We start from the raw sequence: 14,953 nt of genomic DNA on the forward strand, positions 1-14,953 counted from the left end.
ATGATTGAAACTATCGACACGATTCGCAGGGAGTTCGACTCCCAGATCGATTCCGTCGCCTCCAGCGAAAGCCACCAACGCCTTCGAGCCGATTTCATCGGCAAAAAAGGCGCGGTGTCCCAGGCGATGAAAGACCTCCGCTCTCTTTCCCCCGAGGAAAAACGAGCGGTCGGCAAACCCCTCAACGATTTAAAAGTCTACATCGAAACGCGGCTCAAGGAAGCCGCCGATCGACTCGACTCGCAAGGCGGGAACGCTCGCGAAGAAACTTTCGACCACACGATTCCCGGTCGACGCGCGCCGCAAGGCTCCATTCACCCCGTGACTCAGGTCATGGAAGAAATCATTTCCATCTTCTTCAGCCTGGGATTCAGCGTTGAAGAAGGCCCGCAGATCGAAACCGACTATTATAATTTTGAAGCGCTGAATATTCCGAAAGACCACCCGGCGCGCGACATGCAAGACACCTTCTATGTGGAAGACGGCGCCGTTTTGCGCACGCACACCTCCCCGGTGCAAATTCATGTCATGGAGAAGCGCCAGCCGCCGCTCCGCATCATCGCCCCCGGCAAGGTCTACCGATGCGATTCCGACGTGTCGCACACGCCCATGTTTCACCAGATCGAAGGCCTGATGGTGGACAAGAACGTTTCGTTCAGCAATCTCAAAGGCGTCATGGATCTGTTTCTGCATCGCGTTTTCGGCGAGAACACCAAGGTACAGTTTCGCCCCAGTTTTTTCCCTTTCACCTGCCCCAGCGCAGAAGTCGACATTCAATGCGTGATGTGCGGCGGCAAAGGATGCCGCGTCTGCTCGCAAACCGGCTGGATCGAAATTCTCGGCGCAGGAATGGTCGACCCTGCGGTATTCAAAGCCGTCGAATACGATCCCGAACAATGGACGGGCTTCGCCTTCGGCTTGGGAATCGAGCGCATCGCCATGCTCAAATACGGCATCAATGACATCCGCTTGTTCTTCGAAAACGACCTCAGGTTCCTCAAACAATTTTCATAAGAGTTCCTCGCCGAAGAACGCACTCTCAGGCGTTCGAAAACAAGGCGCGACCCGCTCGCCTCTGTCATAAGCGATCCCGCTTTCTGCTCCAAAATTATCAGACAATCTCTTAGTTCTCAGAGCAAAAAAGCCTTGTCCCCATCCGCATTTACATTTATCCTCTGAACGTTCCGTTGCAAGCAATTCAAAAGCGGCAACGCTTGGGTAAAAGCCATTGACATGAAAATACCGAAACGTATAATCAACGGCTTATACTCGAATTAGTAACACCTGTTCTGCCTCCAAAACTATTTGGGACACGACGCAGTTTTGATTTGGAACGCCTCAGACAAACAAGCGTTCCAAATCAAAACTACGCCAAGGCAGAGACCGCTATACGATACTGAACTATTCATATGAATGAGGTAAGTATGCTTTCTCTTCGATTCAAACATTTATCCAGTTTCATTTTGCTTTTTCTGTTTCTGCTCCCCTCCGCTGTATTTGCCAAAAATAGTTTGAAATTTGAAAAAATTCAGGCCACCAAGGCGGCGATCTCTTTGGTCGACGGCATCACGGTCGACCAAAAAGGCAATATCTATATCGCCATGAGGGATCACAACCTGATCAGCCGTATCGACAAGAACGGAGTCATGACTCCCGTTGCCGGTAGCGGCGAATCCGGCTATTACGGCGATGGCGGACCCGCGCTGAAAGCGAAGCTCAAAGTGCCCGCCAATCTTGCCATCTCGCCCGACGGAGAACTCTACATCGCCGACCGGGAGAACCATCGAGTGCGCAAGGTCGACTCGAAAGGAATCATCACCACCGTTGCGGGTAATGGAACCGCAGGCTTCAGCGGCGACGGCGGACCGGCCAACATGGCCTCTCTCGATCTGCCCTCGGGCCTGACCTTCGACAGCAAAGGCAATCTGTACATCGCCGACCGCTCCAACAACCGCATCCGAAAAGTCGATTCCAAAGGCATCATCCAGACCGTAGTCGGAACCGGCGAGCCAGACTTTAAAGGCGATGCCGGACCGGCGCTGGAAGCTCATATCAACAAGCCTTTCGGCATCCATATGGATAAGAAAGGCAATTTGTACATTGCAGATCGCGGCAACAACCGAATCCGCAAGGTAACGCCGAGCGGCATCATCATGACCGTTGGCGGCGACGGCGGCTTCTTTTTCATGGGCGATAACGGACCGGCCTACCGGGCCAGCATCGCCCATCCCACGGACGTCACCGTCGACGACCAGGGCAATGTGTACGTCGCCGACTGGAACAACAACCGTATCCGCATCATCGACCCGCAAGGAATGATCCGCACCATCGCAGGAACCGGCCAGCAGGATTACAACGGCGACTCGGAACTGGCGCGCGAAACCAACCTGCACCTGCCCTTCGGCGTGGAAATGGAAAAGGACGGGAAATTGCTGGTCGTCGACCGATCGAATTATCGCATTCGACGCATCGACCCCAAGACCGGAAAAGTTGAAACCGTCGCCGGAACCGGCGTCAAACTCTTCGGCGGCGACGGCGGCCCCGCCGCTGGCGGGCGTTTGAATTTTCCTCACGGCATGGCCGTCGACGATAAAGACAATCTCATCTTTTCTGACAAGGGTCATTTCCGAATCCGGCAGATCAGCTCGGAAGGCATCATCAGCACCATCGCCGGCAATGGCATTCGCGGTAATGTCGGCGATGGCATCCCTGCTCTGGACGCCAATCTGTACGGCGTGTCCTCGCTGGTCATCAATCCTCAAAAAGAGATCGTATTTTTGAGTCCCAGCGGATTTGTCAGCATCATCCGCAAAATCGACGCCAAGGGCATCATTCATATGATGATCGACACCGGAGAGGAAGCCTATTTAAAATCCATCCAGGATTATGAATACAAGGGACGCTCCGCTGGCAGCAAGATCGAATCGATCACCCAGTTTTCCGATCTCGCTTACGACAGCAAGGGCAATCTTTACATCCCGGATCGCATCAATCATCAGATCAGAAAAATGGATCCTTCGGGCGCCATCACCACCGTCGCGGGAACCGGCTCTTCAGATTATAACGGCGACGGCGGACCCGCTACCGAAGCGGATTTTCGCGACCCACTGGCGCTCACACTGGACAAGGACGATAACATTTATATCGCCGACGCCGCCAACAACCGTATCCGCAAAATCGACACCAAAGGCATCATCAGCACCATTGCCGGAACGGGAGATCACGAGGACCACGGCGACGGCGGACCCGCGTTGAAAGCTGGCATCCGATCCATGGATGATTTGCTTTTCAGCCCCTCCGGCGAGCTTTACATCGTAGAAACCAACACCCACCGGATAAGAAAAATCAATAAAGACGGAACCATTGCAACCGTCGCCGGAACCGGCTACGGCGGATTCCATGGCGATGGCGGACCCGCCACCAAGGCCATGCTCAAAAGCCCGGCCGCAATTGCCTTTGACTCCAAAGGCAATTTCTATATTTCGGATATGGGCAACAATCGAATCCGTAAAGTAGACGCGAAGGGCATCATCACAACCTACGCCGGAACCGGCGTGGTCGGGTGGGGCCAGGAAGGCGAAAGCGTGGAAATTTATGTGCAGAATTTTCCATAAACCGCCCCCTTTCTTTCAAAAACAAATTCAAATAACTATAGAACGCGGAGATTCAATAATGAGCACATTCAAATCATTTTTCGTTGCGGTTCTTGGAGCCGGACTGTTTCTGACCGGCGCCTCGGTCGCCAACGCCGCAGATACCAATACTCTCGCTGATGTACTGAAAAAAGTAGACGCTATCGTCTGTAAAAAACCGGAAAATCTTTCGCAGTTTTACGCATCCGAACACGTGATTCTTCAGGATCACAAACGCGCCCTGCTCAAACACCGGATCGAAGATTATCGCCAAATGATATCCGAAATGCGCGACGTTAAATGTGAAATTCAGCGAACCGTGTTCACCGGTCATGTCGATGACCGTGTGGGCTACCTCGTTGTCGATGAAACCAGCAACGTCACCTCTGCAAGCACCGACACCGAAGACCGACAACACAGCATTTGCAATTACGCTTTCGTCAAGGAAGGCGGTTCATGGAAGGTCTCTCTGGAACACTGTTCCAGCATGCCGGACTACACCATCCGCCCTGGCGAAGACGCGCATTATTATTATCACAACCCCATTTACTGAACAGTAACGGGCTTTGATTTAAACTAACGCCCCAATGAGCCAGCCGCACTCACCGCTCAGACAAGGCGTTGTACAAGAGGGAAACGGCCTTCGTTTCACTCTGTTCAGCAAAAATGCAACGCGGGTGGAATTGTGTCTTTTTGATTCCCCTCACGCGACTCAGGAAGCCCGGCGCATCGAACTACAGCGAACGATGGAGGGTCTCTGGACCCTCCATCTTCCTGCAATCGCACCGGGATGTATTTACGCCTACCGCGTGCATGGCCCCTACGATCCTCCCCAGGGCCATCGCTTCAATCCCAATAAAATCCTTCTGGACCCCTACGCGCGAAAAATCATTCGTCTGCCCAGTGAACGGGACACCTTGCGCGGCGAACAACGCGACAATCCGGCTCCTTTTGCGATGGACGAAACCGATTCCGCCCACTGCGCTCCACTCGGCGTCTTCGAAGAAAACGGCTTCGACTGGCAGGATGACGCGCCGCCGCGAATTCCCTGGGAATCCACGCTGATCTACGAAGCGCATGTCAAAGGAATCACCCAATTGCGCATGGACATCCCCGAAGAACAACGCGGGCGTTACCTCGGCCTCGCATCGCCGCCGATCATCGATCACCTGAAAAGTCTGGGCGTCACCGCCGTCGAATTGCTTCCCATCTTCCAGTCCCTGTCTGAAGAACGCTTGATCCAAGACCAGCTAACCAACTACTGGGGTTACAACACCCTCGGTTTTTTTGTTCCAGAATCCAGCTATGCCAGCGTGGGAGGCGACCCGGTTCAGGAATTTAAAAGCATGACGCTCGCCCTGCACCGCGCAGGCATCGAGGTGATTCTCGACGTCGTTTACAACCACACCGCAGAAGGCAATGAAGTCGGCCCAACCCTTTCCTTTCGCGGCGTCGACAATCGATCCTATTACCTGCTCCATCCGCAAGCCCCAAACCTCTACGAAAATTATTCCGGTTGCGGCAACACTCTCAAAGCGAACAGCCCTCAAGTGCGAACGTTCATTTTGGACAATCTGCGCTACTGGGTCGAAGAAATGCATGTGGACGGATTTCGTTTCGACCTGGCCACCACGCTGGCGCGAAACCACGCCCAGGTCGAGTTCCAAGGCAGTTTGCTGGAGGAAATCCAAAACGATCCCATTCTTTCCCAGGTCAAACTGATAGCTGAACCCTGGGACCTTGGCCCCGACGGCTACCAACTGGGACGCTACCCAAAAGGATGGAGTCAATGGAACGACCGCTATCGGGATCACGTCCGTCAATTCTGGCGCGGCGATAAAAATAAAATCGCAGAGTTCGCAACGCATATCTCAGGAAGCGCTCCTCTCTTTCAGCGCGCCCGCACGGGACCTCGCGCAGGAATCAATTTCGTCGCCGCTCACGACGGCTTCAGCCTCGCCGACCTGACCGCTTATTCGCATAAAAGAAACGAAGCCAACGGCGAAAACAACGCCGATGGAAACGATCACAATTTCAGTTGGAATTGCGGCGTCGAAGGACCGACGGACGACGCAAACATCCTCGATCTGCGCTCCCGGCAACAACGCAATCTGCTCGCCACGCTTCTACTCTCCAAAGGGATTCCCATGATCCAATGCGGAGACGAATGGGGGCACAGCCAACAGGGAAACAACAACGCCTATTGTCAGGACAATGAAATCAACTGGCGCCGATGGGACTGGACGCCGGAACAACAACGGCAGGTCGACTGGGTGAGACGTCTTTCAAAAATAAGACGAGCCATCAATGCGATCACGGTCAACCGCTTTTACCTGCCTCCGCATGAGATCAACCCGGACGGCGAACCCGAAGCCGCCTGGTTCTCTTCTTTCGGCGAGCGTATGACGGGAGCGGACTGGAACAACCCTTCCATCAAATCAATGGGGGTACTAATCAATCCGTCCCCTTTGGTAAAAGGTTCCTCAGATACAAAAATAACACTGTTGGTGAACGCTGGGATTCACCCGGCGCTTTTCACCACGCCTCGAAACGTTGAAAATTTCCCTTCGCAATGGCGGGAAATCGCCAACTCCTTCATGCCCGATCGGGATCCCAGACAAGTCGCCTTTCCAATTCGGCTCGAAGCGCACTCACTCATCGTTCTGGAAACTTGATCCCAGCTTCCACGGACACGCTCGCTCCGGCGGCGTTGCCGGGAAAAACATTACAAGAGCGCAGTATTTCTTATATAATGCCCTAAACATTCGCATTGAACACAAGCCTTATAGAAACCATGCCTTCGCCCCAATCCGAATTCAGCGTTGAAGTGGATCGCGTCCTGCAAGACCTGGTCCCCACCTTCATGGACAACCGAAGGAAAGACATTGCGCAGCTGGAAACATCGCTCAGGCAGAACGACTTCGATACGATTCGCGACATCGGACACAAGATGTGCGGCTCCGGCGGGAGTTACGGTTTTGAGGCCATCAGCGTCATCGGTAAAACTTTGGAAACATCCGCATCCCGGAACGATGCGGCGGCTGTCGAACAGGCCGTCCGCTCCCTTTCCGACTATGTTGAACGGGTGCGTATCAGCTATGTATGACCTTGTCTTTACACATCACCGAAACAAAAATAATTGATCGGCTCTCCACTCTGGACGCTCCGCAGTGAATAAAATCCGCCTCACATTTTTGACCGCTTTCGCACTGATATTTTATTTCGTATCGCAAGCGCCTGCGCTCGACCGGGGATGGATTCACTGGCAACAGCTCTACAATCAGGAACGCGCCAACGCGGCTGAGAACATATCCGGACAGGAACGCTGGCGCTCGATACCTCTTGAGATCAAGGAAATCGAAGTCAGCGCCACGCTCCCCGATTATCCCTACACGCGGGTGTCTCAGTTTCGCGGCTTTGAACGCGAACGATGCGTCACCTGTCATGTCGGCGTCCAGGGCGCCGGGGCGTCTCACCCGCCTTCCTTCGGCTGTACCGTCTGCCACGGAGGAGACGGAAACGCCGTCGATGAAACGACCGCGCACACCAGCCTGATTTATGATCCCGACCTCGGTCTCGGACGCGGCAACCCCTCCAGCATGAAGGTTGCGGCCCTCAGTTGCGGGCAATCCGGTTGTCACGCCGGGCACAGCGACCCCGACCGCAACCATATCAAACGCATGCAAAAATCCATGATGGGAACGCTGGCGGGGATGATCTCCGGCCTGCGCTTCCAATGGGGCGGTCAAACCGAAAAACACGCGCTTTACGGAATCGAAGCGATTGCCGACGACGATGGCGACGTCCCGCTAGAATCGGGAGCGCAAAACAAACTGGACACCCTGCCCTATTTTTCCGAACGCGACTACAAACGCGCCTGGGATAAGGGAAGTCTGCAAGGAGAGCCGGGCATCTCCCGACATATCGGCGACAACCTGCTACGCAATAAATGCTTTCAATGCCACCTCGACAGCGTCGGCCCCGGCCCAACGGATTTCCGCTCGCAGGGATGCGCCGCCTGTCATGTGCCCTACGCGTCCGACGGCCTCTATCGCGGCGACGATCCCACGCAATCCAAAACGCAACCAGGAAAACCCCGCGCCCACGTCATCGAAGCCGTGCCCAACAGTCGCGTCTGCGTGCAATGCCATCGCGCTTATACTTACGAAGAACCGGCGGTCAAAACCAACGACAACGCGCCTAACTTGCAGGAAGCCAGCCTGCCGAAAACCGCACGCTTCAAGGTCAATGCGAGCGCGCCCGCAGGCATGGGGAGCGGCAAGGCAGACATCCATTTCGAAAAGGGATTCGAGTGTATTGACTGCCATACGCAGTTTGATATCATGGGCGATGGCAATATCTATTCAAAACAACATCAGGCGGTGGAAGTCCGTTGCGAAACCTGTCACGGCTCCGAGCAAGCGGCCCCAGCCGTCGCTTCAATCACCGACCCCAACGACCGCGCCGTGCGTCTGAGCCGCCATTACAAAGGCGGCCCCAATCAACCGGGGGACGCCATGGCGCTGACCGCTCGCGACCGCAAAATGACCAACGTGAAATCCATCGACGGCAAGATCGTGACTTTTGGAAAGCGAAGCGGGCGACGCATGATCGCGCCGCAGACGCGAAACGCGAGAGCCGCGCATTCCATCCCCGGTCACATCGGCAAACTGGAATGTTCCGCCTGTCATGCGCAATGGACGCCGCGATGCGATGGCTGTCACAACGCGATGGATCAGTCCCGACCCGTACCGGCCGATCATAAGGCCGCAAAATTTTTCTGGGGTTCCGTTGAATCGCAACTGTCGCTCGAAACGCCGCAACTGATCGTCGGCCCGAGAGGCAAGGCCGCGCCCATGTCGCCGCAACCGGAACGCGCCCTGACCCTGCTCGACGAAAAGGGAGCGCCCATTCCCGTCATCAGCGGCTTGGGGAATACCATCGGACGTTACCTCGACTGGCGTTTTTCCAATGCGGAAGGTTATTCCGGCGCGAATCGCGTCTACCGCACGGAACCGCACTCCACGCGCCGCCAGGTGAGAGCCTGCGCGGACTGCCATCTTTCATCGCGCACTCTGGGTCTGGGCGAAGGGGATATCGAACTGGGTTCGCACCCCTCCGGCAGAAATGATCTGATCGCGCCTCTGGATCGCTCCGACCGGATCGCAAAACGCTCCAACTATGGCCCCGACGCCAAAGCGACGGCGCGCGGCGAACGCCTGTCCGGCTCGCATCAGGAATCCCGGCCTTTCAATCAACGGGAAATCACGACCCTGCTCCGGGTGGGCAATTGCATCGCCTGCCACGACACTTATGGCGATCCGATTTATCAAAACATGAGCAAAAGCTACGCCTTCGCAGAATCTATTAAACATCAACAAATGCGCAATAAAATTTTAAATTCCGCAGACTCGCAACCATGAGCTTTTTCAAATCCATCGCCTTATTACTATTCGGACTCGCGCTGGCGGGAGCAGGATTTGAAGGGATCGATCCGGCTCTGAGCGGAGCCTTCCAGAAACCGGTCTGGGACTGGTCGCAAAATGAATACCGCGCGCCGGACGGCGTCGATCCAGACCGCGACAACTCGCTTCAGAGCCCGCAATGGAATCCACAGGCGCAGGAAGGCCCGACTTTCAGCGAAAAGGAAATCATCACGCCAACAGAACCGCTTGAAAAACGCATGGCGCAACCGCTGTCCGATCTGCTCGACCTGCCTTATCTGTCCGCCGACGATCTGCCCGATCCGTTTCCGTTTCTTCGCGGCCCCGGCGGGGCCTACAAGAGCGTCATGAAACCCGGCGTCACCCTCGGCGGCGTTCGATTCGATTCCTACGGACAAACCGACAAGTTCATTGAGAATTTTTACCGTCAATCCGGCTTTCCTATCGACAAGGTTTTTAAAGACGTCGCCTACAACGACCAAAGCTCGCGTTGTCTACACTGCCATCAAGGCATCGAGGAAATAGATCATAATCACCGCTTTCGTTGCACCCAGTGCCACAACGGACAATCGAGAAAAAAATCGCTGCCCGACGCGCATAAAAATCTGGTGAAAAATCCATCCGCGCCGGAGCATGTTGAAAAATTCTGCGGCAAATGTCACGCAAAGCAAATCGAGCAGATGAACGCATCGACGAAAAACACCTTGGCCGGCATTAACGACTCGGTGCATTTCGCCTGGGGAACGCCGCCGACGCCGGCGGTCAAAACAACCCTTCCGGCCGACCCGGCGAAAGCGGGCGAAACAACCCCGCAAGCTCCCCTTGCCAAAGCGCCGCATTATCAGACGGGAGAAAACCCGGCGGCGGAACAATTCCTCAAAAACCAGTGTCGGCAATGTCATATAGGATCGGAAGCTCCCAAACGCGCCGGGGACTATCGCGCCACAGGATGCGCCGCCTGTCACATGATCTACACCAACGACGGCGTCTCCCTCAGCCACGACAAGGCGATTCAATACACGCAAAGAGAAGACATTCAGAACCGTTCGAAACGATTTCTGAAAAAATACCAGCAAGACAACCCGGACAAGCGCGGCTACCCGGTCATGCATAAATTCACCAGCGTCATCCCCAGTGTGCAATGCGAGCATTGCCACCATAACAACGGCGTCGGTTCCGAGTACGAAGGTTTGTTCGCATTGAAACCGCTTGCAGGACAGGAAGCCGATCCCGCCGACAGGGAACAACCCGCGCTTCATGGCGTCGAACATCAATTCCTCCTCCCGGACATCCACCGCGAGAAGGGCATGCATTGCATCGACTGTCATGCAGGAAAAGAACTCAAACCCGAACCGGGACAGGAGAAACGCGCCGGAGTCCAGTGCCAGGACTGCCACGGCGGACTGGGCAAACGCCCCGAATCGTTTCTACTGACCTCGTCGGACGCGCGCTCCAAGGAAATTTTACAGTCGACGGCTAAAATTCCGGCGCTGGCCCGATCCGTCAAGGAAGGCGATTCGATTCTCGTCACCGCGTCGGGCATCGCCCTGCCGCATATTCAAAAAATAAAAAATGATTGGATATTGGTTTCGAAGGTGACTGGCAAGAAACACCGCATCCCGCAGTTGCCCGGCGAACGCGAGCCGGTCGCCCACCGCATCGCGAAACACATGAATACAATGGAATGCCACACCTGCCATGCCCGCTGGTCCGCCAGCGAATGGGGCATGCTGGTGAAAAAACCCGCAACCGCTACGACGCCCAATGACGCCGCTTCCTGGAGCCAGTCTTTCGTTGACCTGTCCTGGGACACGCTCATTCTGGGCAAGAATCAACGCGGCAGATATTCGCTAATGAAACCGCAGTTTCAATATTTCTTTCCCGACCCGTTGCGACCTCAAAGCGCGGCGGTTCCGGCGACCACGCACCGGGGAACGCCCGGCATGCTGGTCAAAGCTTACGCGCCGCACACCACGCGGAAAATCGCGCGGCGCTGCGAAAGCTGTCACCAGAACCAAATGGCTGTGGGATTGGGAAGCCCCTTCATGGAAACCGTCGACTCCAAAGACCTGGCGCAAACCCGGAGCGGAGAAACGTCGACAAGCATTCCGCTGAAACAAATGACGCTTCCCAATGGAAGCCCACTGCAAACCGTTTACCCCGCAGACGGTTCGCGATTCCTGAACAAACAGGAACAGGAAGCGCTTCTGAAAACCAGCGACGCTTATCGGGCCTATCGATTTTTAAATTTAAAGGAAATGCAATTTCCTCGTCTGCTGAGGCGCAATGATTTCCCTTACGATGCGCGACGCAAGGCCCTGACAGATAAATTCGAGCCGGTCGATCTCGACGAAGAACTGCTGGCGGCTCCGGAACTCGAAGATGAAGAGCGGGACGAACCCCTCCCGACTCTGCCCACGCCTCTTGAGGATGACGGGGAGCGACCGCAAACGAACAATAATCTCTCCCAGCCTTTCTGGGAAAACGACCAACCTGTTCTTCCTTGAGCCATGACGATGAATCGAGTCGCCCTGATTGCCGGACTTTTTTTTATGAGCGTTTCTCTCCCAATCGAAGCGGCGGAGATCCCCGCTCTCTTCAAAGAGAAGAACTGCGCGCATTGTCACCGTCTCTCCGCCGACGATGCGCCCGCACAAAGCGCGCCCGACCTGTTTTATGCAGGCGACAAGTTCCAGAAAAAATGGATTCGCTCTTTCCTGATCCAGCCGGAAACGATCCGCAAGGCGGGTTACAGCGGGGCCGATGATTTCATGCGGGCCGAGATTCAGCCGCACCCGACTCTGACGGAAACCGAAGCGACAAGCGCCGCAGAGTTTCTGATGTCGCTGAAAATCCCGCTCGACCCGATCCCCGTGACGGAATGGGAGCCGCTGTCGCGCGTCCAGATGGTTCGCTTCAAAATTTTATTTGAAAGGGACTACGGGTGCATCTCCTGCCACGAAGGGGTCAACCTTGCAGGCAAACCGCGCGGCGGCATTTCCGGCCCTACAATGGTGGATACGGGAAACCGACTGCAAGCGGACTGGGTCTTTCGCTGGTTGCAAAACCCAGAGACCTTTCGCGCCAAAGGACGCATGCCAAAATTTGATCTGGATGTGGAAACCGCCGAAGCCCTGACGCGGTATCTCATGACCTTGAAAAAGGAGAATCTCAAATGAAACACTCACTCAAGCTAATAGCAAAGTTTGTCGCTCTGACCCTTGCGCTCGCGCTGTTTGGCTGTGGCGAGGATTCCCAAAAGAATGAAGACCCATCGACTCCCAAACCGATGGCCCAGGCGCCGAAACCCCAGCCAGCCCCGCAAGCGGCGCGCGTCGTTCCGGTTTCACAGGAGACCAAAGACGCCTACCGCTGGTATTGCTCGCAATGTCACGGCCTGACCGGCCACGGCGACGGCGTCAACGCGCTTCACCTCGCGGTTCCGCCGCGCAACCACACCAAGCCGGAGTATCTGGAAACCCGCACCGATCGGCAGTTGTTCGAAGCCATCAAGCTCGGCGGCCTTGCCGTTGGCAGGGCGCCCTGCATGCCCGCATGGGGCCACACCCTGAATGACGACGCCATTTCCTCGCTCGTTCGTTACATCCGCGAATTGTGTCAATGCGAAGCGGCCTGAGCCAAAGTCTGCTATAATCCCCCAAAAGTCAGACGCCGTCCCGCAATTTCAGCGCGGGCGAACGCGTCGCATTCGATACGTTTGAAACCCATCTACTGGCTCCCTAATGAAAATTCTGTCCGCTGAGTTTGAGACCACCGCGGTCAAGCCCAATCAATATCCCAAAGAATATTTCCCGGAAATCGCTTTCGTCGGTCGCTCGAACGTCGGCAAATCATCGCTCATCAATTCCCTGTTGAACCGCAAGAAACTGGTCAAAACCAGCGCGACTCCGGGGAAAACCCAGACGATCAATTTTTTCCGCATCAACGACAGCCTGTTCTTCGCCGACCTTCCCGGCTACGGATTTGCGAAAGTCCCGGAAGCCGTGAAAAAAACCTGGGGCAAAATGATCGAGGAATATCTCCTCAAGCGCGAAACGCTTCGCGCCATCGTTTTCATCGTCGATATTCGGAGGAAACCGGGGGAGTTGGATTTCAATCTCAAACACTGGCTCGACGCCAACGGGATCGATTATATTCTCGCCATCACGAAAGCCGACAAGATATCGCAGACCAAAAGAACGAAATTGATTCGTCCCATTGAGCAACAACTGGGGAACGAGGAGAGAGCCATCCCCTATTCCAGCAAAACCAGTCTGGGCCGAAAAGAATTATGGGCGAGGATCATTGAAAAAACGGAAGGCAAAAAAGAAATCCCCCAACCGCCGGAAGAGGCGATTGAGGGACTTTCATAAAAACGGAGAAAACTAGCCCCACATGGCTTCGGGAATTTCCAGTCGTTCGACTTTTTCGCCCTTGCCAATGTGCTGATCGAGAATTTCGTCAACATCATCGGGAGTCACTTTGCTGTACCAAACGCCGTCGGGATATACCACCAGCACCGGTCCCATCGAACAGGGCCCCATACATGAAGAAGCGGTGAGAAATACTTTCCCAAACAAGCCGCGTTGCTCGATACCCATATCGATTTTGTTCATGATCTCCCGGCTACCGCTCTGACCGCAAGAGCCTTTGGGATGTCCCGGAGGTCGTTCGTTGGTGCATATGAAAATATGATAACTTGGTTTTGGCATGTTTCTCCTCTTAAACGTTGAATGTTAAAAATTAAAATTTCAGTTTAGATGCAAACTGACACGCTAGGTTTTTTCTATTTTTGAACTCGAAACCACACATGCTGACGCCGCCGAACCACCCTTTGACAGACTGCCTTCCCTATCTGGAGCGCTCGCTTGCCGAATTGCTGGGACGACCGGTGACCAATCTCGGCGTCGATGCCTTGACCGGCGACGCGTCTACCCGGAATTATTACCGAATCCGCTTCCAATGGGAAGGCGAAACCGTCTGGCGCTCTCAAATTGTCATGCAACTGCCCGAATCCATTCCGAACGGTTCGAATGATTTTATCCAAGTCTTGTCGTTTTTGCAAAACCTGTCCATCCGAGTTCCCCAACTGAAGGCCGTGGACGCCACCGCAGGCATTTTAATACTGGAAGATTGCGGCGACGAAACGCTGGAAGAAGGCTTGCGCAAACGGCCTGACGAAAAACGCCGCTTCTACCTGCAAGCCATTGACGCATTGGTTCAAATGCAAGTCCGGGCGGCTCAGGGCGAAGCCTCTTGCCCCGCATTCGACAGAAGATTTGACCTTGAAAAATTAATGTGGGAATTTGAGTTCATGATACGGCATTATATCGAAGGCTATTTGCAAACGCCGCTCGAAGCCGAAGAAAAGAACCGCCTTCTGGAAGCCTTCCGGCCGCTTTGCCAAAGACTCGACGAACAACCGACCCGCTTCACGCATCGCGATTATCATGCCCGGAATCTGATGATTTTTAACGACGAACTGGTGATGATTGATTTTCAGGACGCGCGCATGGGGCCTTGCCAGTACGATTTGGTTTCACTGCTCAAGGATTCCTACGTCGTGCTCGACGAATCCTTCCGTATGGATATGATCGAACAATTCATCGTGAAAAAGGAAGTCGCAGAAGGCGCGCCCGTCGACCGAACGCTCTTTCATGAAATTTTTGACTGGATGTCTGTGCAACGCAACCTGAAAGCCGTCGGCAGTTTCGCCTACCTGCGCCAGGTCGCAGGAACCGAGCGTTATCTGCAATACATCGAACCCACGTTGAATTATGTTCGCGAGGTTTTCAATCGACGCCCGGCGCTCGACACCTTGAGGCGACATCTGGAAACCCGCATTCCCCTGCTTCGGGACTGATCGACGCGACGCTT

General features: G+C 54.8%; 12 protein-coding genes. 11 read left to right on the plus strand and 1 reads right to left on the minus strand.

Annotation, left to right across the window (positions count from 1 at the left end; genetic code table 11):
- The 10 genes from pheS to G3M78_01350 all read left to right on the plus strand — a co-directional run bounded on the left by pheS (window position 1) and on the right by G3M78_01350 (window position 13,449).
- Complete coding sequence (gene pheS / locus G3M78_01305; GenBank protein QPJ64112.1) at window positions 1-1,014, plus strand: phenylalanine--tRNA ligase subunit alpha; 1,014 nt, start codon at window positions 1-3, stop codon at window positions 1,012-1,014.
- 410 nt (window positions 1,015-1,424) lie between these two features.
- Window positions 1,425-3,614: a hypothetical protein gene (locus G3M78_01310; protein QPJ64113.1), complete on the plus strand. Its 2,190-nt coding sequence runs from the start codon at window positions 1,425-1,427 to the stop codon at window positions 3,612-3,614.
- Between the two features lie 58 nt (window positions 3,615-3,672).
- Window positions 3,673-4,185: a hypothetical protein gene (locus tag G3M78_01315; protein QPJ64114.1), complete on the plus strand. Its 513-nt coding sequence runs from the start codon at window positions 3,673-3,675 to the stop codon at window positions 4,183-4,185.
- 34 nt (window positions 4,186-4,219) lie between these two features.
- Window positions 4,220-6,307 (plus strand): glycogen debranching protein GlgX, encoded by a 2,088-nt coding sequence (gene glgX, locus G3M78_01320; GenBank protein QPJ64115.1) that lies wholly within the window; start codon window positions 4,220-4,222, stop codon window positions 6,305-6,307.
- 119 nt (window positions 6,308-6,426) lie between these two features.
- Window positions 6,427-6,738, plus strand: coding sequence for an Hpt domain-containing protein (locus tag G3M78_01325; protein ID QPJ64116.1), 312 nt, complete (start codon window positions 6,427-6,429; stop codon window positions 6,736-6,738).
- A gap of 64 nt (window positions 6,739-6,802) precedes the next feature.
- Complete coding sequence (locus G3M78_01330) at window positions 6,803-9,055, plus strand: hypothetical protein (protein QPJ64117.1); 2,253 nt, start codon at window positions 6,803-6,805, stop codon at window positions 9,053-9,055.
- Window positions 9,052-11,583, plus strand: a complete 2,532-nt coding sequence (locus tag G3M78_01335; protein QPJ64118.1) for a cytochrome c3 family protein — start codon at window positions 9,052-9,054, stop codon at window positions 11,581-11,583. The genes G3M78_01330 and G3M78_01335 overlap by 4 nt, the downstream gene beginning before the upstream one ends.
- A 3-nt stretch (window positions 11,584-11,586) precedes the next feature.
- Entirely contained in the window at window positions 11,587-12,255 is a 669-nt protein-coding gene (locus G3M78_01340; GenBank protein ID QPJ64119.1) for a cytochrome c, read from the plus strand.
- A complete protein-coding gene (locus G3M78_01345) occupies window positions 12,252-12,713 on the plus strand; it encodes a cytochrome c (GenBank protein ID QPJ64120.1) in 462 nt (153 codons plus the stop codon). Before G3M78_01340 ends, G3M78_01345 begins: the two co-directional genes overlap by 4 nt.
- A 106-nt stretch (window positions 12,714-12,819) precedes the next feature.
- Entirely contained in the window at window positions 12,820-13,449 is a 630-nt protein-coding gene (locus G3M78_01350) for a YihA family ribosome biogenesis GTP-binding protein (protein QPJ64121.1), read from the plus strand.
- A gap of 12 nt (window positions 13,450-13,461) precedes the next feature.
- Here the strand turns inward: G3M78_01350 and G3M78_01355 are convergent, their stop codons facing one another.
- Window positions 13,462-13,788, minus strand: coding sequence for a (2Fe-2S) ferredoxin domain-containing protein (locus G3M78_01355; GenBank protein ID QPJ64122.1), 327 nt, complete (start codon window positions 13,786-13,788; stop codon window positions 13,462-13,464).
- Between the two features lie 80 nt (window positions 13,789-13,868).
- On the opposite strand from G3M78_01355, the gene G3M78_01360 reads away from it, so the two are divergent.
- Complete coding sequence (locus tag G3M78_01360; GenBank protein ID QPJ64123.1) at window positions 13,869-14,939, plus strand: phosphotransferase; 1,071 nt, start codon at window positions 13,869-13,871, stop codon at window positions 14,937-14,939.
- The last annotated feature ends 14 nt before the right edge of the window (window positions 14,940-14,953 follow it).

Source organism: Candidatus Nitrohelix vancouverensis (assembly GCA_015698305.1).
GTDB classification, from domain to species: domain Bacteria; phylum Nitrospinota; class Nitrospinia; order Nitrospinales; family VA-1; genus Nitrohelix; species Nitrohelix vancouverensis.